The organism is Brachybacterium sp. GCM10030267 (assembly GCF_042666875.1).
Lineage (GTDB): Bacteria > Actinomycetota > Actinomycetes > Actinomycetales > Dermabacteraceae > Brachybacterium.
Map to the genome: position 1 here is coordinate 611,967 of NZ_JBHTCX010000012.1, position 23,754 is coordinate 635,720.

Sequence of the window (23,754 nt, forward strand, 5' to 3'; positions counted from 1 at the left end):
TTATGGCGAGTCTCCCTCAGGTGTGACCGTCGAAGTGGTCGAAGCCGGTCCCGGTGATCGCGGCCCCGGCCAGCAGCACACGATCCGCGCCGCCGGCGCCCGCGCCGCCGCCGGCACTGCCCGCCTGCGCGGACACATCGCCCTCCGCGGCGCGGACCGTCCCGATGGGACGGAAGCCGTCCGGGACCGATCCGGCCGGGAAGGTCGCGAGCATGGCATGCTCCTCTCCCCCGTGCAGCACCCACTGCCAGGGATCGGTGTCCAGATCGCGCGCCAGGTCCTCGAGCAGGGCCACATCGGGGGCGAGGGCCTCGGGGTCCAGGTCGAGCACCACGCCCGAGGCGAGCGCGATCCGGGTACCGTCCTGGACCAGTCCGTCGGAGAGGTCCATCATCGCGCTCGCCCTGCGCCCGACGGTCCACCCCAGGGACAGATCGGGGTCAGGTGCGTCGTGCCACCTGACCAGGTCACGGGAGGCATCGTCGAGGCGCCACCCGGCCGTCGGCCGGTCGGTGGCAGAACCTCCGGGCGTCTCCCCCGCGTCCTCGCCGCCGCCGTGGATCGTCGCCTTCGCCCTCCCGTCTCCCTCCTCGCCCTCGTCCTCGTCCTCGTCCTCGACCCGGATGCGTCCGGAGAGAACCAGGGCCAGACCGGCAGCGGAGCGTCCCAGGCGCGGGGAGCCCACGGCGATCTCGTCGCCGGGTCGCGCGCCGGAGCGCAGCACCGGAGGCTCGTTCTCCTCGAGCGCGCCAAGGGCGGTCACGGTCACGGTCAACCGGTCCGCGCGCCCGAGGTCTCCGCCGACGACGGAGACGCCATCTGCCTCGGCCCGCTGGGCGAGACCCATGGTGATCTGCTCGAAGACGCGGGCGGGCGTATCACCGGGAGCGGAGATCGCGACCACGACCGAGACGGGCTGGGCGCCCATGGCGGCGATGTCGGCGAGGTTCTGGACAGCGGCCTTGTGGCCGATCCAGCGCGGCGTGGTCGTCCTCGAGAGGAAGTCATGACCCTCCACCAGGGTGTCGGTGGTCACGACCAGGCGTGGCGATGGCAGGCGCACCACGGCGGCATCGTCGCCCGGGCCCACCTCGGCGCGGGGGTCGGCGGAGAGATGCGGAAGCATCCGCGCCAGCAGCCCGGCCTCGCCCAGGGTGGTGTCATCGCCGTTGTCGCCGCTCATGTGCCCAGTCTGCCCGAGAACCGGGAGTGACCCTGCTGCCGACGGGCCCCGCACGACTCGTCCGCAGACGACGAAGGTACCCTCGTGGGGTGCTTCGAACCCGACTGCCCGCCCTTGCCGCTGCGGGTCTGCTGACGCTGGGCGCCGCGTCCTGCGGCACCGTGCAGGTACCCCCGGGGCCTGCCGCCACGGACCCGGTCTGCGCAGACATCATCGTCGGCGCACCCCCGCAGGTTCTGGGCATGGACCGCACCGAGACCTCGAGTCAGGGCACCGCGGCCTGGGGCAGCGGCGAGGACACCGTGGTGATGCGCTGCGGCGTCACCCCGCCCGGCCCCACCACCGATATCTGCACCACCCTCGAGGACGGATCCGGCGTGCAGATCGACTGGATCGTCCGCGAACTCGAGGGCGACATGTTCCTGTACACGACCTACGGGCGCGAACCCGCGATCGACATCTCGGTGCCGCGCTCGGCGGCCGGGGACCAGCCCTCTGCCGCGGCGCTTGACCTGGCACAGGTCATCAGCCGCAACATCGAAGCCACCGACTACTGCGTCGGCCCCGGCGAGGAGGCGTGAGCGAGCAGCGCTGACCGGGTCGCGTCAGCGCAGTCCGGGTCGCGTCAGCGCAGTCCCGGTCGCGTCAGCGCGGTCCCAGCCGCCGGGTGCGCGCCTGCTCGATGAGGTCCGCGATCAGATCCGTGTAGCTGAGCCCCATGTTCTCCCACAGCACAGGGAACATCGAGTACGGCGTGAAGCCGGGCATCGTGTTGACCTCATTGACGATCACGCCACCCTCCTCGGTGACGAACACGTCGACCCGGGCGAGACCCTCCAGCCCCAGCACGGTGAATGCCCGTGCCGCGACGTCGCGGACCTCCTCGAGCGTCCTCTCCGGCAGCGCGGCGGGCACATCGATGTCCACCGTGCCCTTGCCGAAGTACTTCGACTCGTAGTCGTAGAACTCCAGATCCTCGCCGATCCGCACCTCGCCGGGCACGGTGGTGCGCGGCCGGCGACCGTCGGCCGCCTGCAGCACGCCGCACTCGACCTCCCGGCCGACGAGGGTCTCCTCGATGAGCACCTTGGGGTCCTCGGCGAACGCCGTCTTCAGCGCCACCTCCAGTTCGGCGACCTCTCCGACGCGCGTCACCCCGAGGCTGGAGCCGGCGCGGGAGGGCTTCACGAACCACGGCAGCGGGTGCTCGCGCTGCAGCTGGGCGAGCACGCCGTCCGGGTCCGCCGCCCAGCGGTCCTCGTGGAGGACGAGCCCCGGGGCGCAGGCGATGCCCGCCGAACGCAGCACGGTCTTGGTGGCGGCCTTGTCCATGCACGTGGCCGAGGCGAGCACGCCGCTTCCCACGTAGGGGATGTCCAGCAGCTCGAGCATGCCCTGGACCGTCCCGTCCTCCCCGTACAGCCCGTGCAGCAGCGGCAGGACCACGTCGATCTCCGCCAGCGGCGTCACCACGTCGCCGTCGACCTGCCGCAGCAGGCTGCGCTCGCCCGGGCGGTGCCGTGCGGCGGGAAGCAGTACCTGCGGCCCGTCGGGGTCGACCTCGGGCGCACGCCCGTCGACCATGGTCCAGTGGGCAGGGTCGTCGGAGGCGCGCACCCAGTGACCCTCACGGGTGATGCCGACGGCCACCACGTCGTAGCGATCGCGATCGATCGCGGACATGATGCCGCCCGCGGTGACGCACGAGATGCCGTGCTCGCCGCTGCGGCCGCCGAACAGGAGGGCGACGGTGGTTCTCATATGCGCAGGGTAGTCATTCCGGCCGGACGGATCGCGACAGCAGGGCCGTGGTGACCTGGTCTATCCGGGCTCCGTGATCGACGACATCCACGACCGCCGCAGCGATCGGCATATCCACGTCCAGGCGCGTCGCGAGGTCCGCCACAGCGCGGGCGGTGGCGACGCCCTCGGCGGTCTGACCCACCTCGGCGACGGCCGCGTGCACGTCGAGTCCGCGACCGAGAGCCAGTCCGAGGCGATGATTGCGGCTGAGCGGCGAGGAGCAGGTGGCCACGAGGTCTCCCATCCCGGCCAGTCCCGCGAAGGTCTCCCGGCGCCCGCCGAGCGCCACGCCGAGGCGGGTGATCTCCGCGAGCCCGCGGGTGATCAGGCTCGCGGTCGTGTTGTGCCCGTGCCCCAGTCCCGCCGCGGCCCCGACCGCGATCGCCACCACGTTCTTGACGGCGCCCGCGATCTCCACCCCGGTCACGTCGGTCGAGGTATAGGCGCGCAGGTAGGGCGCCTCGCACCAGCCCGCCAGAACCCCCGCGAGCTCCTCGGACGGGGCGGCCACGACGCTCGCGCAGGGACGGCGCTCGGCGATCTCCCCCGACAGGTTCGGGCCCGACAGCACGCCGACCCGCTCCGGGTCGACACCTCCGGCGCCGACGAGGATCTCGCTGATGCGGGCGTCGGTCCCGCGCTCGATGCCCTTGGTCAGGGACAGAACCGGCACGGGAGGCAGGCCGGCGGACAGCCCGGCCTCCTCGCGCCACCCCGCGAGCGTCGCCCGCATCGACTGTGCGGGCACAGCCACCACGATCCCGTCGGCGCCCTCGAGCGCGGCGGTGACGGATGAGGTGGCGGAGAGGGCCTGCGGGAGCTCCCGGTCACCGAGGTAGGTGCTGTTGCGGTGCTCCTCGCGGATCTCGCGGGCGACTTCCTCGCGGCGCGCCCAGAGCGTCACCTCGGCGCCGCCGTCGGCGAGGACCTGCGCGAATGTGGTGCCCCAGCTCCCGGCACCGAGGACTGCCAGACGGGTCACGGCTGCCTCACCGCCTCCACGGTGACCTGGCCGCCGGCGCGGACGGCCTCGATCGCCCTCATGACTGCCTCACGGCCCGGTAGCCGCGCTGGGGCCTGCCCGCTTCGGGACGATGGGCGTCCAGACGCCCATCGTGCACGACGGGCGGCGGGTCCTCGTCCCGGATCTCGGCGAGCAGTGCGGTGATCCTGGCCATGAGGTCCTCGGTGATCCGTACCGCGGCCGCGTGGGTGGTCTCCCCCTCGGCCCGGGAGACCGTGTACGGCTCGCCGACGCGCATGACGACCCGGCGGCCCGGGCCCGGATGCGGGATCGGGGAGCCGACGGGCCACAGGGCACGAGCTCCCCAGCTCGCGATCGGCAGCAACGGTGCCCCGGTCTCCAGGGCGAGCCGGGCCGGTCCGAGGCGGGCTCGCATCGGCCACAGCTGCGGATCTCGGGTGTAGGTGCCCTCGGGGAAGACCATCAGCAGCTCCCCGCGCCCCAGCGCCTCACGGGCGGCCGAGAGCGCATCGCTGCTGCGGGAGGTGCCGCGGCTGACGGGGATCTGCCGCGCCCCTCGCAGCAGCGCGCCGAGCACGGGGACGCGGAACATCGCGTCCTTGGCCATGAACCGTGGAGCGATCCCGTTCGCCTGCAGCAGGTGGCCGTAGCCGAACGGGTCGAAGGGGCTGAGGTGGTTCCCGCACGCGATCACGGCGCCGTCGGCCGGGAGGTTCTCCACTCCGATCCAGACCGGCCTGGACAGCAGCGTCGCCAGGGGACGCACCGCGATCTGGGCGATGCCGATCACGATGCCGGCCCGCCGCGACGGAGCCCGAGCGGACCCGACGTCCCAGCTGCGCGACCAGGCGACGCGGCGCCGCGAGGCCGGAGCCGGGGTGCGGGCCGGAGCCGGGGCCGGGGCCATCAGCGCGGCGAGGGCGTCGGGGGCGGGGTGCGGCCCGACGAGGATGCGCGGCCCGAGGACGAGGTACGGCCCGAGGACGAGGTGCGGCCCGAGGAAGGCGCGCGGCCCAGCGCCTTGCGCGTGGCCTGCCCGGTGATGCTGCGCATCCGTGAGCCGCCGGACAGGCTGCGGCGGCGCAGGGTGGTCGGTGCCCGGCGAGCGAGCGTGTTGACCGCGGCGGCGTGCATCAGCCGGCGCGGGGCGAAGGCGAGCCGGCCGCGCACGGAGCGGTACTTCACGGCCGTGGTGACCTGCAGCAGCTCGCCTCCCGGCAGCAGAGCCACGCCGATGCGCACCCGCAGCTTCTCGTCGTCGTCCTTGATCAGGGCTTCCGAGCCCACGACCTCGTCGGCCACGAACTCCTTCTCCGGTGGCGGGACCATGTCCAGCAACCGGATCGCCTCGTCCCGCAGCGCCCGCATCCCGCGCGAGGACAGCGGGGTGTTCTCGTGCGAGAAGATCGCCTCGGCCCACACCCTCGGATCGGGCTCGTCGATCCCGCCGGTGGGAACGATGACCACATCGCAGTAGTCCGGGATCGGGATGTCGCGCAGCGCCAGCGAGCTGCCCGCCGTCATGGCGTGTCCGCTCCGGGGATCGCTGCCGCTGCGGGGGTCACCGCCCTCGCCGGGATCGGCGTGGGCACGGACGTCATCACTCGTCATCAGCTGTGCTCCCTCGGATCGTGGTCGGTGGTGTGCGCGGAGCCGGGACGGCGCGGGATGCAGAGGCGAGCGGGCGGGGTCAGCGCGCCGCGGCCCCCTGGGCGGCGAGATCGTGCTCCTGGCGCCCGTTCTCCCAGAAGTCGGCGCCCAGCGCGGTGAGCTTCTCCCGGAAGGACTCGTAGCCACGGTCGATGAGGTCGATCCCGCGGATGGTGGAGACTCCCTCGGCCCCGAGAGCGGCGATCAGGTAGGAGAAGCCGCCGCGCAGGTCGGGGACGGTGATGTCACTGCCCTGCAGCGTCTTGGGCCCGGAGATCACCGCGGAGTGGTTGTAGTTGCTGCGGCCGAAGCGGCAGCTGGAGCCGCCCAGGCATTCGCGGTAGACCTGGATGTGGGCGCCCATGTCGTTCAGGGCGCACGTGAATCCGAGCCGGTTCTCGTACACCGTCTCGTGGACGATGGAGATCCCGTCGGCCTGGGTCAGCGCCACGACCAGAGGCTGCTGCCAGTCGGTCATCAGGCCGGGGTGGACGTCGGTCTCGACCGCGATGGCCCGCAGCGGGGTGCCGGGGTGGTAGAAGCGGATGCCGGCCTCGGTGATGTCCATGCCGCCGCCGACCTTGCGGAACGTGTTCAGGAAGGTGGCCATGGGCTTCTGCTGGGCCCCGCGCACGAACACGGACCCCTTGGTGACCAGAGCGGCGCAGGCCCACGAGGCGGCCTCGATGCGGTCCGGCAGGGCGACGTGCTCGTACCCGCCCAGCTCGTCGACGCCCTCGATGGTGATGGTGCGGTCGGTCTGCAGGGAGATGATCGCGCCCATCTTCTGCAGCACCGAGATCAGGTCCTCGATCTCGGGTTCGACAGCGGCGTTGGTCAGCTCGGTGACGCCCTTGGCGCGCACGGCGGTCAGCAGCACCTGTTCGGTGGTTCCCACGCTGGGGTACTCCAGGTGGATCTTGGTCCCCTGCAGCCCGTTCGGCGCCGTGATGTAGATGCCGAACTCGCGCTTGTCCACGACGGCGCCGAACTGGCGCAGCACGTCGAGGTGGTAGTTGATGGGGCGGTCCCCGATGCGGCAGCCGCCGAGGTCGGGGATGATCGCCTCGCCCAGGCGGTGCAGCAGCGGGCCGCAGAACAGGATCGGGATGCGCGAGCTGCCGGCGTGGGCGTCGATGTCGGCCACGTGCGCCTTCTCGACGTTCGACGGGTCCAGGTGGATGGTTCCCGAGTCGATGTCGCGCTCGATCTTGACGCCGTGGATCGACAGCAGTCGCGAGACGATCTGGACATCCCGGATGTCCGGGACCGAGCGCAGAATGCTCGGTCCGTTGCCCAGCAGAGCGGCCACCATCGCCTTGGAGACCAGGTTCTTCGCTCCGCGGACGGTGATCTCACCATCGAGGGGGCGTCCTCCACGTACGTGGAATGTCGAGCTCATAGCGTCCTAGCTGTTCGGGACAGGCGTCGGGGACGCCCGGTGTCTGACCGGCACACCATACCGGAGCACACTGCGCCGACGCCGCGACGCTCGTCTCACCCCGGAAGCCGCTCACGAGTCCTTATCATCGCGCGAGACCACCATCGTGCGCGGTGGCTCCCCGTGGATGGCGCCCGTGGAACCTCCTGGTCAGGCGATCCGGGTGCGCTCCGGGGCGGGGACGGACCACCCGGTCCGCTCAGGCGCTCTCGGCGGTGCGCGCGGGCAGCGTCTTGGGCAGCCAGGCGGGGCGCTTCGCCTCGAAGGCCGTGATCTCGGCCTCGTGACGCAGCGTCAGGCCCACGTCGTCCAGCCCCTCCATCAGGCGCCAGCGGGTGTAGTCGTCGACGTCGAACCGGAAGGTGGCGTCGGCCGCATGGACCTGGCGGGCTTCGAGGTCGATGGTGACCTCGGTGCCGGGGGTCTCCTCGAGAAGCTTCCACAGCTGCTCGATGTCGTCCTGGGCGAGGGTGCCGGCGACCAGCCCCTGCTTGCCGGCGTTGCCGCGGAAGATGTCCGCGAACCGGTTCGAGAGCACGGCCTTGAAGCCGTAGTCGCGCAGCGCCCACACGGCGTGCTCGCGGGAGGAGCCGGTGCCGAAGTCGGGTCCGGCGACGAGGACGGAGCCGTGCTGATACGCGGGCCGGTTCAGCACGAAATCGGGGTCGTTCGTGCGCCAGGCGTGGAACAGCCCGTCGTCGAAGCCCGTCTTGGTGACGCGCTTGAGGTAGACGGCGGGGATGATCTGGTCGGTGTCGACGTTGCTGCGGCGCAGCGGCACGCCGATGCCGGTGTGGGTGGTGAAGGCTTCCATGTCAGTGCTCCTCAGGCGACGGGCTGGAGATCGGAGGGCGCCACCGGCGCGCCGAGGTCCGACGGGGAGGACAGGGTTCCGCGCACGGCCGTGGCGGCGGCCACGACCGGCGAGACCAGGTGGGTGCGGCCGCCCTTGCCCTGGCGGCCCTCGAAGTTGCGGTTCGAGGTGGAGGCGGCGCGCTCCCCGGGCTGCAGCTGGTCGGGGTTCATGCCCAGGCACATGGAGCAGCCGGCCTGACGCCACTCGGCGCCGAAGTCGAGCACGACCTGATCCAGGCCCTCCTGCTCCGCCTGCAGCCGGACCCGCGCCGAGCCGGGAACCACCAGGACGCGCACGTCGGGATGCTTGGTGCGGCCCCGCAGCACCTCGGCGAAGGCGCGCAGGTCCTCGATGCGACCGTTGGTGCACGAGCCCATGAAGACGGTGTCGACCGGGATCTCCTTCAGCGGGGTGCCGGGGACGAGGTCCATGTACTCCAGCGCCCGTTCGGCAGCGACCTTGGCGGTGTCGTCGGTGAAATCATCCGGAGCAGGCACGGACGCCGACAGCGGCAGGCCCTGACCGGGGTTGGTTCCCCAGGTGACGAAGGGCTCGAGCTCATCGGCCTCGATGACCACCTCGGCGTCGAAGCTGGCGTCGTCGTCGCTGCGCAGCGTCTTCCAGTACTCGACGGCCTCGTCCCAGTCCGCTCCGGTGGGTGCGTGGGGGCGGCCCTTGACGTACTCGAAGGTGGTCTCGTCCGGCGCGATCATGCCGGCCCGGGCACCGGCCTCGATGGACATGTTGCAGATCGTCATCCGGCCCTCCATGGAGAGCTGGCGGATGGCCTCACCGCGGTACTCGAGCACATAGCCGGCACCGCCGCCGGTCCCGATCTTCGCGATCACCGCGAGGATGATGTCCTTCGCGGTGACGCCGGGCTTCAGATCGCCGTTGATCGTGATCGCCATGGTCTTGAAGGGATTCAGCGGCAGGGTCTGGGTGGCGAGGACGTGCTCCACCTCGCTGGTGCCGATGCCGAAGGCGAGGGCGCCGAAGGCCCCGTGGGTGGAGGTGTGGGAGTCACCGCAGACGACCGTGATGCCCGGCATCGTCAGGCCCAGCTGGGGGCCGACGACGTGGACGATCCCCTGGTCCGCGTCCCCGAGGGAGTGGATGCGGATCCCGAACTCCTCGGCGTTGCGGCGCAGCGTGTCGATCTGCGTGCGCGAGGTGATGTCCGCGATCGGCTTGTCGATGTCGATCGTCGGGGTGTTGTGGTCCTCGGTAGCCAGGGTCTGGTCGATCCGGCGCGGGGTCCGGCCCTCCTGGCGCAGGCCGTCGAATGCCTGTGGGCTGGTCACCTCGTGCAGAAGCTGGAGGTCGATGTAGAGCAGGTCCGGTTCGCCGTTCTCTCCGAGCCGGACCACGTGATCCGACCAGACCTTCTCCGCGAGGGTCCCCGCCATGTCGATCCTTCCCTGCGTCCGGGATGCGGGCGCGTGTTCTTCCATGCCGATGCGCGCTCAGGGGTGTTGAGCACTGCTCCATCGTCGGCCGGTCCATCATCCGACGCACTTGCGTCTCACAAATTAAGACGGCAGTATCGGAGCATGGACAAGATCTCGGAGGAGAACGGCAGCGGCGTCGGCGTGCTCGACAAGGCGGCCATCGTGCTGGGTGCGCTCGAGGCGGGCCCGGCCACCCTGGCTCAGCTCGTCCAGTCCACCGGACTGGCACGGCCCACGGCCCACCGCCTGGCAGTGGCGCTCGAGTATCACCATCTGGTCACGCGCGACATGCAGGGCCGGTTCATCCTGGGCCCGCGCCTGGGCGAGCTGGCCGCCGCCGCGGGCGAGGACCGGCTGCTGGCGGCGGCCGGCCCGGTGCTGGCCGCCCTGCGCGACCACACCAGCGAGTCCGCTCAGCTCTACCGCCGCCAGGGCGACCATCGCATCTGCGTCGCCGCTGCCGAGCGTCCCATCGGGCTGCGCGACTCCGTCCCGCTGGGCTCGGCGCTGACGATGAAGGCGGGCTCCGCCGCCCAGATCCTCCTGGCCTGGGAGGAGCCCGACCGGCTCCACCGCGGCCTGCTCGGTGCGCGCTTCACCGCCACCCAGCTCTCCGCCGTGCGTCGTCGCGGCTGGGCGCAGTCCATCGGGGAACGCGAACCGGGCGTGGGCTCGGTCTCCGCGCCGGTCCGCGGCCCGAACGGTCGCGTGGTCGCGGCGCTGAGCATCTCCGGACCGATCGAGCGGATCACCCGCCAGCCGGGACGGCTGCACGCCGCCTCGGTGATGAGCTCGGCGAACCACCTCACCGAACTGCTGCGTCGCGCGGGCGCCTGAGCGTCGCGCGGGCGCCTGAGCACGGTCGGTCCGCTCGGGCACCCGGGCGGAGTCGCGCCGGTCCGGACTCCGAGCGTCCGGCGCCCACCGGGCGGGCTCACTCTCGTTCGATCCACACCGGGGTGTTGGCGAAGCGCAGCACGGTGACCAGCTGACGGGGTGCGGAGACGGGTTTGTCCGGCCCCTTGGCCCGCTCCCCCGCGACCACGATCATGCTCGCGCCCTCGCTGGCGTGGACCAGCTCCTTGGCGCTGTCCGAGGCGGCGATGCTCACGTCGCGCACGAAGACGTGAGGATGGGAGATGGCGATGCGCTCGCTGGTGCGTGCCAGGATCTCCTGCGCCTGCTCGGGACTGGTCTCGGCGCGCACGATGAGGTGGATGTCCCGCCCATAGGCCATCGCCAGATCAGCGGCGCGGATGAGAGCCTCGCTCGCGCTGTCGTGATGGACCAGCCCGATCGGCCCGTCGCTGTCGATCTGGCCCCGCACGACCACCACGGGGCAGTGCGACCGAGCGGCCAGAGCCAGGCTCTTCGATCCCACGATCAGCGTCAGCACGCGCCCCATGCCCCGGCCGCCGACGACGATGAGATCGGACTCGCCGCTCGCCTCGACCAGGACCGGCACGGCGCTGCCGTCCACGATCTCGGAGGTGATCGGAAGGTCGGGGTGCCCTTCGCGGGCGACGGCCACGGCGTCCTTGAGCAGGCTGTGGGCCGCATTGCGGATTCCGGACCCGGTCATGCCCGGGATCGGATCGGTGTTGACGTCCAGCTCGGTCCACACGAACGCGTGCAGCAGGTGGAGCGTGCCGCCGACATGGTCGGCGTGCCGCGCGGCCCAGCGAACGGCACGATCGGATTCGTCGGCGTCGTAGACCCCGACCGTGATACGTGGCTTCGTGGCGTGCTTCATGTCACAACGATACTCGCTGCGAGGGCCGAAGCCCAGAGCGGGCGTGCCGGGCCCGAGGCAGGGCCGGCCCGCGAACGACGAAGGAGCCGATGCCTGCTGGCATCGACTCCTGTCCGTACCCCGTACCGGATTTGAACCGGTGTTACCGCCGTGAGAGGGCGACGTCCTAGGCCGCTAGACGAACGGGGCCTGCCCGGGATCCGAGGAACCCGGAACCGCGTGATCCGTGGATCTCGCGTCGTACCCCGTACCGGATTTGAACCGGTGTTACCGCCGTGAGAGGGCGACGTCCTAGGCCGCTAGACGAACGGGGCGCGGACTGCACGACTTCATGAAGCCGTGTAGCGCTGGGGTACCAGGACTCGAACCTAGAACGACGGTACCAGAAACCGCTGTGTTGCCAATTACACCATACCCCATGGTGAGAACACGTTTTTGCGCTCTTCCCGGCGAAGATCCCCGGTGGATTCCGAGGGCTTTCCGGGCCGAGCCGCCGTGGCGTGCCGGAGTAAAACTCTAGCGGGTCGGCGCGGACAAGACAAAGCCAGAAGGCCTCTTCAGGCTGTGAGGCTGAGCACCCGCTCCGCGGCGCGCGTTCTCAGGCGCGGCCGTGCGCCCTCATTGGCCCTCGGCGAGCCGATCGCGCAGCGCCCGCAGACGGACCAGGGTCGAGGGCTTGCCGAGCAGCTCCATCGACTCGAACAGCGGCGGCGAGATGCGCCGGCCGGAGAGGGCGCTGCGCAGGGGCCCGAACGCCAGTCGCGGCTTGATGCCCATCTCCTCGACGATGGCCTCGCGCAGGGCGGCCTCCAGCAGCGCGGCGGTGAAGGAGTCCCCGGGCACCGCCTCCACCTCGGTGATGGCCCGCTCGAGCACGCCGACGGGATCCTCGCCCAGCTTCTTCAGCGCGTCGTCCTCGATCACGAGATCCTCGTCGGCCACGAACAGGAAGCGCAGCAGGTCGGGGGCCTCGCTGAGCAGGTTCATACGGGTCTGGACCAGCGGCGTGGCCGCGACCAACAGGGCGCGCTGCTCGGCCGTGATGATCTCCCCCAGCACACCGGCGGCCTGGAGGTAGGGGATCATCCGCTCGGTCAGCTCCGCCTCGGGCAGCAGGCGGATGTGGTCGGCGTTGATGGCGGTGGCCTTCTTGAGGTCCACGCGCGCGGGATTGGGATTGACGTTCTCGACCGTGAAGCGCTCGATGAGCTGCTCGCGGCCGAAGATGTCCTCGTCGGCGCTGTAGCCCCATCCGAGCAGGGCGAGGTAGTTGACCATGCCCTCGGGCAGGAAGCCCTGGTCGCGGTAGAGGAACAGGTTCGACTGCGGGTCACGCTTGGAGAGCTTCTTGTTCCCCTCCCCCATCACGTAGGGCAGGTGGCCGAACTCGGGCACGCGCTCGGCGACGCCGATGTCCACCAGGGCGCGGTACAGCGCGATCTGGCGAGGCGTCGAGGAGAGGATGTCCTCGCCGCGCAGCACGTGGGTGATGCGCATCAGCGCGTCGTCGATCGGGTTGACCAGCGTGTACAGCGGCTTGCCGTTGGCGCGGACCACGACGAAGTCCGGCGTGGAGCCGGCCTTGAAGGTGATCTCTCCGCGGACGAGGTCGGTGAAGGACAGGTCCTCCTCGGGCATGCGCAGGCGCCAGGTGGGCTCGCGGCCCTCGGCGCGGTAGGCCGCCGTCTGCTCCTCGGTGAGGTCGCGGTCGTACCCGTCGTAGCCCAGCTGCGGATCCCGGCCGGCGGCGCGGTGGCGCTCGACGATCTCCTCGGCGGTCGAGTAGGACTCGTAGATGTGCCCGGCGTCCTTGAGCCTGGCGATCACGTCCTGGTAGATCTCACCGCGCTCGGACTGGCGGTAGGGGCCGTGGGGCCCGCCCACCTCGACGCCCTCGTCCCAGTCGATCCCCAGCCAGCGCATCGCCTCCAGCAGCTGCTGGTAGGACTCCTCGCTGTCACGGGCGGCGTCGGTGTCCTCGATCCGGAAGATGAGCTTGCCGCCGTGATGACGGGCGTGGGCCCAGTTGAACAGCGCGGTGCGCACCAGTCCCACATGCGGCGTACCGGTCGGGCTGGGACAGAAGCGCACCCTGACCTCGTCGGTGGTCGAGGCGGGGGTCTGGTCCGGGGACGTGGTCACGCGAGATGCTCCTGGGGTCGGGCGATGAGGATTGATGGGCCGGAGGGGACGCGGCGGGCGGCTCGGGTCAGCGGCGGACGACGGGGTTGGTCAGCGTGCCGATGCCCTCGATCGTGATGTCGATGCTCGAGCCGGCCTCGACGGTGCGCACCCCGGCCGGGGTGCCCGTGAGGATCACATCGCCGGGCAGGAGCGTGACCACGGTGGAGATCTCGGCGATCAGGTCGGCGACGGAGCGGACCATGTCGGCGGTGGTGCCGTCCTGAGCCCTCTCCCCGTCCACGCTGGAGCCGATGGCGAGGGCCGACGGATCGAGATCGGTCTCGACCCAGGGGCCGATCGGGCAGGAGGTGTCGAAGGCCTTGGCACGGAACCACTGCTGCTCCTCGCGCTGGGTGTCGCGCGCGGTGAGATCGTTGGCGCAGGTGTAGCCGAGGATCGAATCGGCCACGTCCGCGGGGGCGACGTTCCTGGTCATGCGCTTGATGACCACGGCGAGCTCGGCCTCCAGACTGAGCTCCCGGCTGTACTCGGGGATCGTCACGGGATCCCCGGGGCCGACGACGGCCGTGTTGGGCTTGAGGAAGAACAGGGCCTGCTCGGGGACCTCCTCGCCGAACTCCGCGGCGTGCGCGGCATAGTTGCGGCCGACGCACACCACCTTGGAGCGCGGGATGACCGGCGCGAGCAGCCGGACGTCCTCGAGCGACACGATGGTGCCGGTGGGTCGGATCTCGGTGTACAGGGGGTCACCGGTGATCCCGTAGACCATGTCCTGGCCGTCCTTCTCCTGGACGATGCCGTACATGGGATCTTCGCCGGTGGTGAATCGGGCGATACGCATGGGCGCCAGTCTAGGCCGTCACCGCACCGACGGACCGCCGCTCCTCGGCGTCGAGGCTCGTACCGGCCCGGGCTCGTACGATGGGCCGGCCCGAGGAACCCGCCGTGGAAGGAGCACGAGGTGACCGCGCCCACCGTCCCCGCCCCGACCCGGCTCCTGAGCACCGAGGACGCCGCTGCCGCGCGCCGCGCCCACGAAGTGCGCGCCGATGCGCTCACCGCAGGCCACCGCGAGCGCAGACGGCGGGGCGAGAAGCACCCCGTCGAGGACTTCCTGTTCACCTATTACCCCTTCTCCCCCGCCCGGCTGCGCCGGTGGCATCCGGGGTGGGAGGTCGCCTACGACGCCGCCGCCGATCGCGACGAGCACGGGAACACCCTGATCCCCGACGTCGACGACGCGGGACATCGCTCCTGGTACGTCGACGTCGACGCCGACGGTCGAGCAGGTGACGGGCCGGGCGACGTTCCCGCGGGAACGTCGTGGCGTCGTGCCGACGTGGCCCGCTACCTCTGCGAGCGCGCCGACGCCCTCGCCTTCATGACCAGGCTGCTGTCCTCGTCGTCACTGGCCGCCCGGCGCCCGCAGTTCGGCTGCTTCGGTCTGCACGAATGGGCGATGGTCCACCGGCTGCGGCCGGGTCAGCAGCGTCACGAGGACCTGCCTCTGCGGCTGACCCAGGACGCGACCGACGCGGTCGTCGAACGCGAGAACCTGGTGTGCTCCCACATCGATGCCTTCCGGTTCTTCACCCCGTCGGCCGCCCCGCGCAATGAGCTCGAGCCCACCCGTGCCACTCAGAGCGACCACGACAATCCCGCCTGCCTGCACGTGGGGATGGATCTGTACAAGTGGGCCATGAAGCTCACCCCGCTGCTGTCCTCGGCGCTGGTGCTGGACTGCTTCGAGCACGCCCGGGAGACGAGGGTGCTGGACATGGAGGCGAGCCCCTACGACGTGCAGCCGCTGGGCTACGGCGTGGTGCCGATCGAGACCTCGCAGGGCAAGGCCGAGTACGTGCGGCGGCAGCGGGCCCTCGCCGAGCGGGCGGAGGAGCTGCGGGGGCGGATTCTTGCCGGGCTCGAAGGACTCGACAGCCTTAGGACGCTGTGAGAACGCCCATGCCCTACTCCACAGCATCAGCAGGGAGTGATCCCGTGGACAGCGGGAACACGCTGTATGTTGCGCAGCTGGCGCCGGCCTGGCGAATCATGCAGTGGGTGGGATTCGCCGTGCTGACCGTGTTGGCCGCCGGCGCCGCGGCGGCCGTCGCGGTCCTCTCGGTGCTCGCCTTCGAGGGTGGCCAGCGCCCCGTTGCCATCGCTGTGGCGGCAGCAGTGCTCGTTCCCTGGTCTGCACTGATCGTCTATGTGTTCCGCGTGGCGCGGCTGGCCATGATCGTGACCACCGAGGGCATCACCGTGCGCGGGCTGCTGCGTACTCGCCGGGTCCCCTGGGAGCAGGTGCGCCTCATCGACGAGGTGCCGCACTGGTATCACCGCCGCTTGACCCGCATCGTCCTCACCGACGGCACCCGCATCACGTCGCTGATCACGAGCTATCCCAGCCTCAGACTGCGCGGCGAGCCGTGGGAGCAGGCCGCCCGCGACGGGCACGTCCCCATGGTGCCCACGCGGCAGGCCGTCGCGGCGCATCGACGCTGGCTGCGGGGCGAGTTCGCGTCGTCGCCCTGACCGAGGTCCGCGCAGTGATCGCCGGCGCCGCCTGGCAGACTGAACCCATGCCGATCCTGACGCCGTTCCTGCCCGAGAGCTCCTCCTCCGCCGGTCAGGACGGCATCGTCGACGGGTTCGTCGCGGCCCAGGAATCCGTCGGCCGGGTCCTGTACCCGCATCAGGAGGAGGCGCTGCTCGCGGTCGCCGCGGGTGACCATGTCATCGCGGCCACGCCCACCGGCTCCGGCAAGACCACGATCGCCTACGCCGCGATCTTCGCCGCCATGGCCCGCGGGCAGCGCTCCTACTACACCGCCCCCATCAAGGCGCTGGTCAGCGAGAAGTTCTTCGACCTCGCCGCACAGTTCGGCGCCGAGAACGTCGGGATGATGACCGGGGACTCCGCCGTGAATCACGACGCCCCGATCATCGTGTGCACCGCGGAGATCTTCGCCAACCACGCCCTGCGCGACGGCCCCGGCAGCGACGTCGGACTGGCAGTGATGGACGAGTTCCACTTCTATGGCGATCCTCAACGCGGATGGGCCTGGCAGGTGCCGCTGATCGAGCTCCCCGACTGCCAGTTCGTGCTGATGAGCGCGACCCTCGGCGACGTGTCGAACTTCGAGGACGACCTCGAAGAGCGCACCGGCCGCGACGTGACCACCATTGACGACGCGCCGCGCCCGGTGCCGCTGGACTTCCGCTGGTCGCTCGAGCCGTTGCCGGACACGATCGCGACGATCCTTCAGGACCGGGACGCCCCGGTCTACATCGTCCACTTCACCCAGAAGGACGCCCTCGAGCAGGCGCAGGCGCTGCTGAACCAGAAGATCCTCGCGGCCGACGAGAAGGAGCGGATCCGCGAGATCATCGGCGACTTCCGGTTCTCCAGGGGCTTCGGCCAGTCGCTCTCGAAACTCGTGCGCGAGGGCATCGGCGTCCACCACGCCGGCATGCTCCCCAAGTACCGCCGGCTCGTGGAGAAGCTGGCCCAGTCGGGACTGCTCAAGGTCATCTGCGGCACCGACACCCTGGGCGTGGGCATCAACGTCCCGATCCGCACCGTGCTGCTGACAGGACTGGCGAAGTTCGACGGCAAGCGGATGCGTCTGCTCAACGCCCGCGAGTTCCACCAGATCGCCGGGCGCGCAGGCCGCGCCGGATACGACACCGTCGGGCACGTCGTGGTGCAGGCGCCGCAGTGGACGATCGACTTCGAGCGCGAGCGCGCCAAGCAGCGGGCTCGGGAGGAGGCCGGCAACGCGCCCAACAACGCGAAGAAGCGCAAGAAGGAGCCCAAGCCCCGGATCCCCGAGGGCGCCGTCTCCTGGTCCGAGCAGAACATGACCAAGCTGGTCGAGAACGGGCCCGAGCCGCTGCGCCCGCACCTGCGCATCACCCCGGGCATGGTCCTGGCCCTGATCTCCCGACCCGGTGACGCGATCGCCGCCGGTCGTCACCTGATCATGACCAGCCACCAGACCCGGATCCAGAAACTGAAGCTGGTGCGCGAGGCCGTCGAGATCTTCCGCAACCTCAAGGAGGCGGAGATCATCGAGGTGCTCGACGAACCGGACCACCTGGGCCGGCGCATCGTCCTGGTCGAGGACCTGCAGCTGGACTTCACGATGAACCAGCCGCTGGCACCGTTCGCGATCGCCATGATCGACTCCCTCGACGAGGAGTCCGAGACCCTCACCCTGGACACCGTCTCGATCATCGAGGCGATCCTCGAGGATCCTCGCCAGATCCTGATGGCCCAGCAGAACGCCGCCAAGGGCGAGCTGCTCGCCGAGCTCAAGGCCGAGGGCGTCGAGTACACCGAGCGCATGGCCAGGCTGGACGAGGTCACGTGGCCCAAGCCGCTGGAGGAGGACCTCGAATCCGCCCTGGAGATCTACGCGAAGACCCGGCCGTGGGTGCGCGTCGAGGATCTCTCCCCCAAGTCGGTCGTGCGCGAGATGTACGAGACCGGGCAGACCTTCAGCGAGTTCGTCCAGCGCTACGGCCTGCAGCGCTCCGAGGGCATCGTGCTGCGCTACCTCTCGGACGCCTACCAGGCGATGCGCCGCACCCTCCCGCAGGACCTGCGCACCGAGGAGCTCGAGGACCTCATCGAGTGGCTCGGGGTGCTGGTGCGCGGCATCGACTCCTCGCTGCTGGACGAATGGGAGGCCCTGTCCCATCCGGAGGACGCCGACCCCGACGGCGCGACCGAGATCCGCCCCACCACGCCGCGCGGACTCTCCGCCCAGACCAAGGTGCTGCGCACCATGGTGCGCGCCGCTTTGTGGCAGCGCGTCGAGCACTTCGCCTTCGAGCGCGAGCAGCGGCTCGGTGAGCTGGACGGCGCCTCCGGCTGGGACCGCCCGCGGTGGGCGGAGGCCATGGACGAGTACTACGACACCTACGACCACGTCGGCATCGACGGACCGGCCCGCTCCCCACAGCTGCTGCAGATCACCGAAGAGTCAAAGGTGTGGCGGATCCGCCAGGTGCTCGACGATCCCGACCACAACCACGACTGGGGCATCGAGGCCGAGCTCGACCTGGAGGCGACCGACGAGGCCGGGGAGCCGGTCCTGGAGATCACTCACGTCGGCGACATCGCCGACCGCTGACGGTTCAGGAAACAGGCTGCAGGCTGCACACGACAGCACGCAGCGGAAGGGGCCGATGCCCGTGCGGGCACCGGCCCCGTGCCGGGGGTTCCAGCGGTCAGGCCCTCAGGAGGCCCCGGCCTCCGCATAGACCTCCTGGGCCGCGTCCCCGAAGTAGGGCCCGTACATCACGCCCGGCTGGGCGCTGTAGCCGAAGCTGTTGACGGACGTCTGGTATCCGTCCGGTCCGTCGCCGGAGAACCAGGGCCCGCCGGAGGATCCGCCGGTCATGTCGCACTCGATGCCCTGGTCGTCGGTGTTGCCCAGGGTGTCGTCCATGCCGTACCCCTGGCAGGATTCCAGCGTCTGGCCGTCGAACGGTGCGGCCGCCGGGTATCCGTACGAGGTGTACAGGCCGCCGCGCTCCTGGTTGAAGGCGATGCCGGAGGCGCCGACGGTCTCGGACAGGGTGGCGTCCCCGCTCTCGGGCTCGACCACGGCGAAGGCGACGTCGTAGTTGATGTCCTCCGAGCTGACCCACTGATCTGTGGAGAACAGTTCCGCACCGCTCCACAGGCCGTACGGGGTCTCGCCCTCGTGGTAGCCGGGCACGAAGACCCAGTTGGTGGCCCAGCTGCCTGCCTCGTGCACGCAGTGTCCGGCGGTGGCGACGGTCGCCTGGTTCCCGGAGGCCACGGCGTTGCCGGAGCAGACGTAGTCGACCCCGCCCTGGGTGAAGAACACCTTGCCGATGTGGTCCGTGTTCGAGGCGACCGCGGCCGGGGCCGCGTCACCGGGCGCGGCCTGGGGCTGGGCGGCCTCGCTCGCCTCCTGGTGCGAGGTGCCCGTCTGCGGCGGGGTCCCTCCGGCGACCGACGGCACCTCCACCGGGGCCGCGGTCTCGACCACCTCCGTCGCCGTCGCGGCAAGGTCCTCCACCAGTTCTCCGGCGGGGGTCGCGGCTTCCATGCGCTCGGCGCTCCAGTACTCCTGGGCGCTGTCCTGCGCGCTCTCGCTCAGCGTGGTGGTCTCGGGCTCGTCGCCGGATGGCCCGGCCGTGGCGAGGCCGGCGCCGCCGAGGGTCAGGGCCGCGGCAAGGACCACCACCCTGGCCGCTCGGAGACGTCGTCCCCGCTGAGGAGGGAACGGCTCGGCAGATGTGCTGGTCCAGTGCTGCGTGGGGTCGACAGTCACAGGAGGGGTCCTTTCGCAGGGGATCGGGAGCGGCGTGAGGGCGCCGCTCCGTCACGCTACGTCGTGTGACCCATCGCACCAACCATGTCCGCAGCGTGACACGCGGACAGATGACGATGCTCAGCGCTCCGGCTCCCCCGCTGCGTCGCCCGCATCCCCGCCCTGAGTGGTCTGGTCGTCACGATCCTCGTCCTGGTCCGTCAGCGGCAGCTCCCGGTCAAGCGGGAAGGGGCGCGCATCTCGCCGGCGCTGCGGCGTCCAGTACTCCGCAGCGTGCTCGCCCTCCGTGCCCCTCTCGGCGTCCCCTGCTCGTGACAGGGATCGACGCCGAGGATCCTCGGATCGCCGGGCGGTCATGGTGCGCTCCCGGACGTATCAGCCGGCCGCGTCGAGGTCGAGATCGACCATCAGCTCCGCGGCGATCTGCTCGAGCGCCTCGCGGATGTGCGACTCGTCGGTGCCGGCGGCCAGACGCACCTCGGCCTCGGCCTCGAAGAGCAGTCCCCCGCCCTGCGGTGCCTCCCGGGTCCAGCTGCGCAGCCCGTCGATCGTGGCCCCTTGGGAGTGGAGGGCCGTGGTGACCTCACGGACCATGCCGGTGCGATCCTGCCCCAGCAGATGCAGGCGCAGCACGTCCCCGGTCGCAGCTCCGCTCGCCCCCGGGACGGCGGCGGTCGCCTCCACCTCCAGGCCGACCTCGGCGGCCAGTGCCGGCAGCTGGGCGAGGAAGGCCTCGACGCTGCGGTCGGGGAGCTCGACCTGCACGATGCCGGCGAACTTCCCGGCGAGCAGGGCCAGCTGGCTGTCGACCCAGTTCCCTCCGTGCTCGTCGACGGCGGCCGCGAGAGCGGCCACCAGACCGGGGCGGTCATCGCCGATGGCGGTGAGCACATAGGTCGTCGTCTGCGTCGGCGTCGTCATACGCCCACACTAGCGCCCTGCCCGCGGACGCACCGCACCGTGCACCAGGGGTGGACGCCCCGGTCAGGCGCGTGCCGGCGCCGGTTCCGGCTCGGAGCGCCCGCCGGCCCGGGCGATGGACCACGTGACCGCGAGCGCCCCCAGCGTGGCCACCGCCAGCAGCAGGATGGCCGGTGAGTAGGTTCCCGTCCGCGCCAGCACCGCCGCCATCACCAGGGGCGGGAAGAACCCTCCCAGGCCGCCGGCCGCACCGACCACGCCGGTCACCGAGCCGACCACGGAGGGTTCGGTCACCTGGGCGACGAGGGCGAACACCGCTCCGGTGCCCAGCCCGAGACCGGCTGCGACGACGAGGAAGGCGAACGAGCCCACCGGCATCAGCGGCGGATGCGCTGCCACCACGAGCGCCCCGAGGAGCACGGCGAGATAGGACAGCAGGAGCGTTCGGCCCGCGCCGATCCGGTCCGACAGCACCCCGCCGAGGGGCCGCAGGAGCACAGCGGCCACGACGAAGCCGGCCATGCCGTAGGCGGCGACCGCACTGGAGAGCCCGTACCAGGTGCTCAGCAGGGTCGGGAGGAAGACCGTGAAGGCGACATAGCCGCCGAAGGACAGCGCGTAGAGGTAGCAGGCCTGCCAGGTGATCCGCAGACGGAGCACCGAGGCCGTCTGCGTGATGATGTGGCGACGGGACGGGGACCAGGTGGGCGAGGTGGGCATGAACCGCCAGGCCAGCAGCGAGTAGGCCACCAGCACCACGGCAGTGACCACGAACGGTGCCTTGTCCCCGCTCGCGCTGAGCAGAGGCACGGTGGTGAAGGCGCTGAGGGAGGTGCCTCCCATGCTGGCGCCGAAGAGGCCCGTGGCCAGGCCTCGCTTGCCCGCCGGGAACCAGGAGTTCACGTACGGGATGCCGATCGCGAACGCGGTGCCGGCGATGCCCAGGAAGAACCCGCCCACCAGGAGGGCGGGATAGGTGTATTGGCCGATGAAGCCGATGAAGAGCACGGGGACCACGGTGGCCAGCGTGATGGCCGGGAACATGACCCGCCCGCCGAAGCGGTCGGTGAGGGCGCCGACGGGGATCCTGCCCAGGGACCCGACCAGCACGGGAATGGCCACCAGCAGCGAGGCCTCCGGGGCCAGCCCGCGCTCGACGTAGATCGGCCCGAGCGGGCTCAGCAGCGTCCAGGCCCAGCAGGCGAGGGCGAAGCCCAAGGTCGCCAGCACCAGCGCCCGGGTCGCGCCGGGTGGGACCGTGCTCCCGGGGTTCCGGGCCGATCGCGGGTCGTTGCCGGAGTCGGACGGGGATGCGGGGCCGGGATGGGGACGGGCGACGAGAGGTTCTGCGGACATGGGACGCTCCGCTCCGAGGAGTGCGCCGGCACGATCGGGACCTGCAGGGGCCCGCGCGCAGCACGATGCGATGTGGTCCCGGTCAGCATGCACGCGGAGGCCCCGGGGGCCCGTGGTGAGCCGCCGTCGGCAAGACCTCGGGTAACGATCCGGTCACGCGCCCGCGCGGGGCGGGTCCTGCGCCGGCGCGGACGCTATGCACGGGGGCCCGACGACTCCGCAGACACGCAGGTCCGCAGGTCCGCAGGTCCGCAGGTCCGCAGCGAGAGTTACACGCCGGAGGTGTGCAGTCCCGACTTGTGCAGCCCGTACGTGTACGCGTCCACGATCGCCTCCCAGGAGGCCTCGATGATGTTCGCGCCGACGCCGACGGTCTGGAACTCCAGTCCTGCCCCGGCGGTGCTCACCAGGACGCGGGTGGTGGCGTCCGTGCCGTGGTGGGCATCGAGGATGCGCACCTTGAAGTCCTGCAGCTCGAGCCGGTCGATCAGCGGGAACCTCGAGCGCAGGGCCTGTCGCAGTGCGGTGTCCAGGGCGTTGACGGGCCCGTTGCCCTCGGCGATCTCGACGACGCGGGTGCCGCGGCCGTCGTCCCCGAGCTTCACGGTCGCCTCGGATTCCAGGGAGCCGTCGCGCGCCTGGTACGAGGTCGCCCGCCAGGACTCCACCTCGAAGAAGCGCGGCACCCGGCCCATCTCGTCCAGGAGCAGCAGCTCGAAGGACGCGTCAGCGGCCTCGTAGGAGTAACCGGTCGCCTCGCGCTGTTTGACCGTGGTGGCCAGACGGGTCAGGAGATCGGGCTCGTCGGTCAGATCGAAGCCGAGCTCGCGGCCCTTGAGCTCGATCGATGCGCGCCCGGCCATGTCGGAGATGATCATGCGCATGTCGTTGCCGACGGCACGCGGATCGGTGTGCTGATAGAGGTCGGGGTCCACGCGGATCGCACTGGCGTGCAGCCCGGCCTTGTGCGCGAAAGCGCTGGCCCCGACGTACGGCGCCCGGGTGGTCACCGGCATGTTCACGATCTCGCCGATGGCGTGGGCGACCCGGGTGGTCTCGGCCAGCGTCTCCTCGGGCACCAGCTCCAGGCCCATCTTCAGCTGCAGGTCCGCGAGCATGGTGACGAGGTCGGCGTTGCCGGTGCGCTCGCCGTAGCCGTTGACACAGCCCTGGATGTGGTCGATGCCGGCTCGCACCGCGGTGAGGGCGTTGGCGACCGCGCAGCCGGAGTCGTTGTGGGTGTGGATCCCCAGGCGCGCCTGCGGCGAGCCCGCCGCCCCCAGACGCGAGCGCAGATCCGCGATGATCTCGGCGACCTGGTGCGGGAGCATTCCGCCGTTGGTGTCGCACAGGACGACCACCCCGGCGCCCGCCTCGACGGCGGCGAGGACCACCGAGGTGGTGTAGGCGGGATCGTCGACGAAGCCGTCGAAGAAGTGCTCGGCGTCGACGAAGACCTCGCGGCCGAGGCCCACCAGGTGCGCCACGGTCTCGCGCACCATCGCGAGGTTCTCCTCGCCGCTGGTCCGCAGCGCCCCGGTGACGTGGCGCAGGTCGGATTTCGCGACCAGGGTGATGGTGGGAGCGGCGGAGTCGACCAGCGCCCGGACCTGGGCGTCCTCGGCGACGTCCACGCCGGCCTTGCGGGTGGAGCCGAATGCGGCGAGCCGGGCGGTGTGCAGCTCCAGCTCGCCGGCGGCGCGGGCGAAGAACTCCGTGTCCCGGGGCACGGCCCCGGGCCACCCGCCCTCGATGTAGGTCACCCCGAGCTCGTCGAGGTGGCGGGCGACGGCGAGCTTGTCGGCGACCGACAGGCTCAGCCCCTCCTGCTGCGAGCCGTCACGCAGAGTGGTGTCGTAGAGATGGAAGCCGGGGATCGGTGCGACGGGGGTCATG

At 70.9% G+C, this 23,754-nt stretch carries 20 protein-coding genes and 3 tRNA genes; 5 read left to right on the plus strand and 18 right to left on the minus strand.

The features are described 5' to 3' along the window. Positions 1-16: 16 nt before the first annotated feature. Complete coding sequence (locus ACFQS2_RS13850) at positions 17-1,183, minus strand: thiamine-monophosphate kinase (protein ID WP_377016450.1); 1,167 nt, start codon at positions 1,181-1,183, stop codon at positions 17-19. Between the two features lie 89 nt (positions 1,184-1,272). On the opposite strand from ACFQS2_RS13850, the gene ACFQS2_RS13855 reads away from it, so the two are divergent. Next, positions 1,273-1,764 carry a DUF3515 family protein gene (locus tag ACFQS2_RS13855; RefSeq protein WP_377016448.1) on the plus strand — a complete coding sequence of 164 codons (492 nt, stop codon included), beginning with the start codon at positions 1,273-1,275 and terminating at the stop codon, positions 1,762-1,764. Positions 1,765-1,828: 64 nt separating this feature from the next. On the opposite strand, the gene ACFQS2_RS13860 is transcribed toward ACFQS2_RS13855, so the two are convergent. From ACFQS2_RS13860 to leuC, 7 genes are all read right to left on the minus strand, one after another. Beyond that, the gene (locus ACFQS2_RS13860) at positions 1,829-2,944 is read right to left on the minus strand and encodes a D-alanine--D-alanine ligase family protein (RefSeq protein ID WP_377016446.1); all 1,116 of its coding nucleotides are present in this window, start codon (positions 2,942-2,944) and stop codon (positions 1,829-1,831) included. Between the two features lie 13 nt (positions 2,945-2,957). Beyond that, on the minus strand, positions 2,958-3,968 hold the full coding sequence (locus tag ACFQS2_RS13865) for an NAD(P)H-dependent glycerol-3-phosphate dehydrogenase (protein ID WP_377016444.1): 1,011 nt from the start codon (positions 3,966-3,968) through the stop codon (positions 2,958-2,960). A gap of 58 nt (positions 3,969-4,026) precedes the next feature. Then, positions 4,027-4,878 (minus strand): lysophospholipid acyltransferase family protein, encoded by an 852-nt coding sequence (locus tag ACFQS2_RS13870; RefSeq protein WP_377016442.1) that lies wholly within the window; start codon positions 4,876-4,878, stop codon positions 4,027-4,029. Then, positions 4,878-5,582, minus strand: a complete 705-nt coding sequence (locus ACFQS2_RS13875) for a hypothetical protein (protein WP_377794110.1) — start codon at positions 5,580-5,582, stop codon at positions 4,878-4,880. Before ACFQS2_RS13875 ends, ACFQS2_RS13870 begins: the two co-directional genes overlap by 1 nt. 79 nt (positions 5,583-5,661) lie before the next feature. Continuing rightward, positions 5,662-7,023: a UDP-N-acetylglucosamine 1-carboxyvinyltransferase gene (murA, locus tag ACFQS2_RS13880; RefSeq protein WP_377016438.1), complete on the minus strand. Its 1,362-nt coding sequence runs from the start codon at positions 7,021-7,023 to the stop codon at positions 5,662-5,664. 238 nt (positions 7,024-7,261) lie between these two features. Beyond that, entirely contained in the window at positions 7,262-7,876 is a 615-nt protein-coding gene (gene leuD, locus ACFQS2_RS13885; RefSeq protein ID WP_377016436.1) for a 3-isopropylmalate dehydratase small subunit, read from the minus strand. Between the two features lie 11 nt (positions 7,877-7,887). Next, complete coding sequence (gene leuC / locus ACFQS2_RS13890) at positions 7,888-9,327, minus strand: 3-isopropylmalate dehydratase large subunit (protein ID WP_377794111.1); 1,440 nt, start codon at positions 9,325-9,327, stop codon at positions 7,888-7,890. A 144-nt stretch (positions 9,328-9,471) separates the two neighbouring features. On the opposite strand from leuC, the gene ACFQS2_RS13895 reads away from it, so the two are divergent. Further along, positions 9,472-10,206, plus strand: a complete 735-nt coding sequence (locus ACFQS2_RS13895) for an IclR family transcriptional regulator (protein ID WP_377016432.1) — start codon at positions 9,472-9,474, stop codon at positions 10,204-10,206. Positions 10,207-10,303: 97 nt separating this feature from the next. Here the strand turns inward: ACFQS2_RS13895 and ACFQS2_RS13900 are convergent, their stop codons facing one another. The 6 genes from ACFQS2_RS13900 to ACFQS2_RS13925 form a co-directional block, all read right to left on the minus strand. Next, the gene (locus ACFQS2_RS13900) at positions 10,304-11,122 is read right to left on the minus strand and encodes a universal stress protein (protein ID WP_377016429.1); all 819 of its coding nucleotides are present in this window, start codon (positions 11,120-11,122) and stop codon (positions 10,304-10,306) included. Positions 11,123-11,238: 116 nt separating this feature from the next. Continuing rightward, a tRNA-Glu gene (locus ACFQS2_RS13905) sits at positions 11,239-11,311 on the minus strand. 52 nt (positions 11,312-11,363) lie between these two features. Continuing rightward, positions 11,364-11,436 (minus strand) — tRNA-Glu (locus ACFQS2_RS13910). 33 nt (positions 11,437-11,469) lie between these two features. Further along, positions 11,470-11,541, minus strand: a tRNA-Gln gene (locus ACFQS2_RS13915). A gap of 199 nt (positions 11,542-11,740) precedes the next feature. Then, on the minus strand, positions 11,741-13,264 hold the full coding sequence (gene gltX / locus ACFQS2_RS13920; RefSeq protein WP_377794112.1) for a glutamate--tRNA ligase: 1,524 nt from the start codon (positions 13,262-13,264) through the stop codon (positions 11,741-11,743). Positions 13,265-13,331: 67 nt separating this feature from the next. Beyond that, entirely contained in the window at positions 13,332-14,108 is a 777-nt protein-coding gene (locus ACFQS2_RS13925) for a fumarylacetoacetate hydrolase family protein (protein WP_377794113.1), read from the minus strand. Between the two features lie 120 nt (positions 14,109-14,228). On the opposite strand from ACFQS2_RS13925, the gene ACFQS2_RS13930 reads away from it, so the two are divergent. Genes ACFQS2_RS13930 through ACFQS2_RS13940 form a run of 3 tightly spaced genes read left to right on the plus strand, consistent with a single transcriptional unit; the run spans position 14,229 to position 18,408 of the window. Further along, positions 14,229-15,221 carry a 3-methyladenine DNA glycosylase gene (locus ACFQS2_RS13930; protein WP_377794114.1) on the plus strand — a complete coding sequence of 331 codons (993 nt, stop codon included), beginning with the start codon at positions 14,229-14,231 and terminating at the stop codon, positions 15,219-15,221. A 44-nt stretch (positions 15,222-15,265) separates the two neighbouring features. Continuing rightward, entirely contained in the window at positions 15,266-15,802 is a 537-nt protein-coding gene (locus ACFQS2_RS13935; protein ID WP_377794115.1) for a PH domain-containing protein, read from the plus strand. A 47-nt stretch (positions 15,803-15,849) separates the two neighbouring features. After that, a complete protein-coding gene (locus ACFQS2_RS13940; RefSeq protein ID WP_377794116.1) occupies positions 15,850-18,408 on the plus strand; it encodes a DEAD/DEAH box helicase in 2,559 nt (852 codons plus the stop codon). 105 nt (positions 18,409-18,513) lie between these two features. Here ACFQS2_RS13940 and ACFQS2_RS13945 read toward each other — a convergent pair whose 3' ends face one another. The 4 genes from ACFQS2_RS13945 to cimA form a co-directional block, all read right to left on the minus strand. Beyond that, positions 18,514-19,581: a trypsin-like serine peptidase gene (locus ACFQS2_RS13945; RefSeq protein ID WP_377794117.1), complete on the minus strand. Its 1,068-nt coding sequence runs from the start codon at positions 19,579-19,581 to the stop codon at positions 18,514-18,516. 375 nt (positions 19,582-19,956) lie between these two features. Further along, the gene (locus ACFQS2_RS13950) at positions 19,957-20,502 is read right to left on the minus strand and encodes a glycine cleavage system protein R (RefSeq protein WP_377016412.1); all 546 of its coding nucleotides are present in this window, start codon (positions 20,500-20,502) and stop codon (positions 19,957-19,959) included. A gap of 63 nt (positions 20,503-20,565) precedes the next feature. Next, positions 20,566-21,858, minus strand: a complete 1,293-nt coding sequence (locus ACFQS2_RS13955) for a nitrate/nitrite transporter (protein WP_377794118.1) — start codon at positions 21,856-21,858, stop codon at positions 20,566-20,568. Between the two features lie 269 nt (positions 21,859-22,127). After that, positions 22,128-23,753: a citramalate synthase gene (gene cimA, locus ACFQS2_RS13960; RefSeq protein ID WP_377794119.1), complete on the minus strand. Its 1,626-nt coding sequence runs from the start codon at positions 23,751-23,753 to the stop codon at positions 22,128-22,130. Position 23,754 lies beyond the last annotated feature (1 nt).

Bases quoted from the DNA above. Each gene is read 5' to 3' on its own strand.
- ACFQS2_RS13850 (WP_377016450.1), bottom strand. From the start codon at position 1,183: ATGAGCGGCGACAACGGCGATGACACCACCCTGGGCGAGGCCGGGCTG.
- ACFQS2_RS13860 (WP_377016446.1), bottom strand. From the start codon at position 2,944: ATGAGAACCACCGTCGCCCTCCTGTTCGGCGGCCGCAGCGGCGAGCAC.
- ACFQS2_RS13870 (WP_377016442.1), bottom strand. From the start codon at position 4,878: ATGGCCCCGGCCCCGGCTCCGGCCCGCACCCCGGCTCCGGCCTCGCGG.
- ACFQS2_RS13875 (WP_377794110.1), bottom strand. From the start codon at position 5,582: ATGACGAGTGATGACGTCCGTGCCCACGCCGATCCCGGCGAGGGCGGT.
- murA (WP_377016438.1), bottom strand. From the start codon at position 7,023: ATGAGCTCGACATTCCACGTACGTGGAGGACGCCCCCTCGATGGTGAG.
- leuD (WP_377016436.1), bottom strand. From the start codon at position 7,876: ATGGAAGCCTTCACCACCCACACCGGCATCGGCGTGCCGCTGCGCCGC.
- leuC (WP_377794111.1), bottom strand. From the start codon at position 9,327: ATGGCGGGGACCCTCGCGGAGAAGGTCTGGTCGGATCACGTGGTCCGG.
- ACFQS2_RS13895 (WP_377016432.1), top strand. From the start codon at position 9,472: ATGGACAAGATCTCGGAGGAGAACGGCAGCGGCGTCGGCGTGCTCGAC.
- ACFQS2_RS13900 (WP_377016429.1), bottom strand. From the start codon at position 11,122: ATGAAGCACGCCACGAAGCCACGTATCACGGTCGGGGTCTACGACGCC.
- ACFQS2_RS13925 (WP_377794113.1), bottom strand. From the start codon at position 14,108: ATGCGTATCGCCCGATTCACCACCGGCGAAGATCCCATGTACGGCATC.
- ACFQS2_RS13940 (WP_377794116.1), top strand. From the start codon at position 15,850: ATGCCGATCCTGACGCCGTTCCTGCCCGAGAGCTCCTCCTCCGCCGGT.
- ACFQS2_RS13950 (WP_377016412.1), bottom strand. From the start codon at position 20,502: ATGACGACGCCGACGCAGACGACGACCTATGTGCTCACCGCCATCGGC.
- ACFQS2_RS13955 (WP_377794118.1), bottom strand. From the start codon at position 21,858: ATGTCCGCAGAACCTCTCGTCGCCCGTCCCCATCCCGGCCCCGCATCC.
- cimA (WP_377794119.1), bottom strand. From the start codon at position 23,753: ATGACCCCCGTCGCACCGATCCCCGGCTTCCATCTCTACGACACCACT.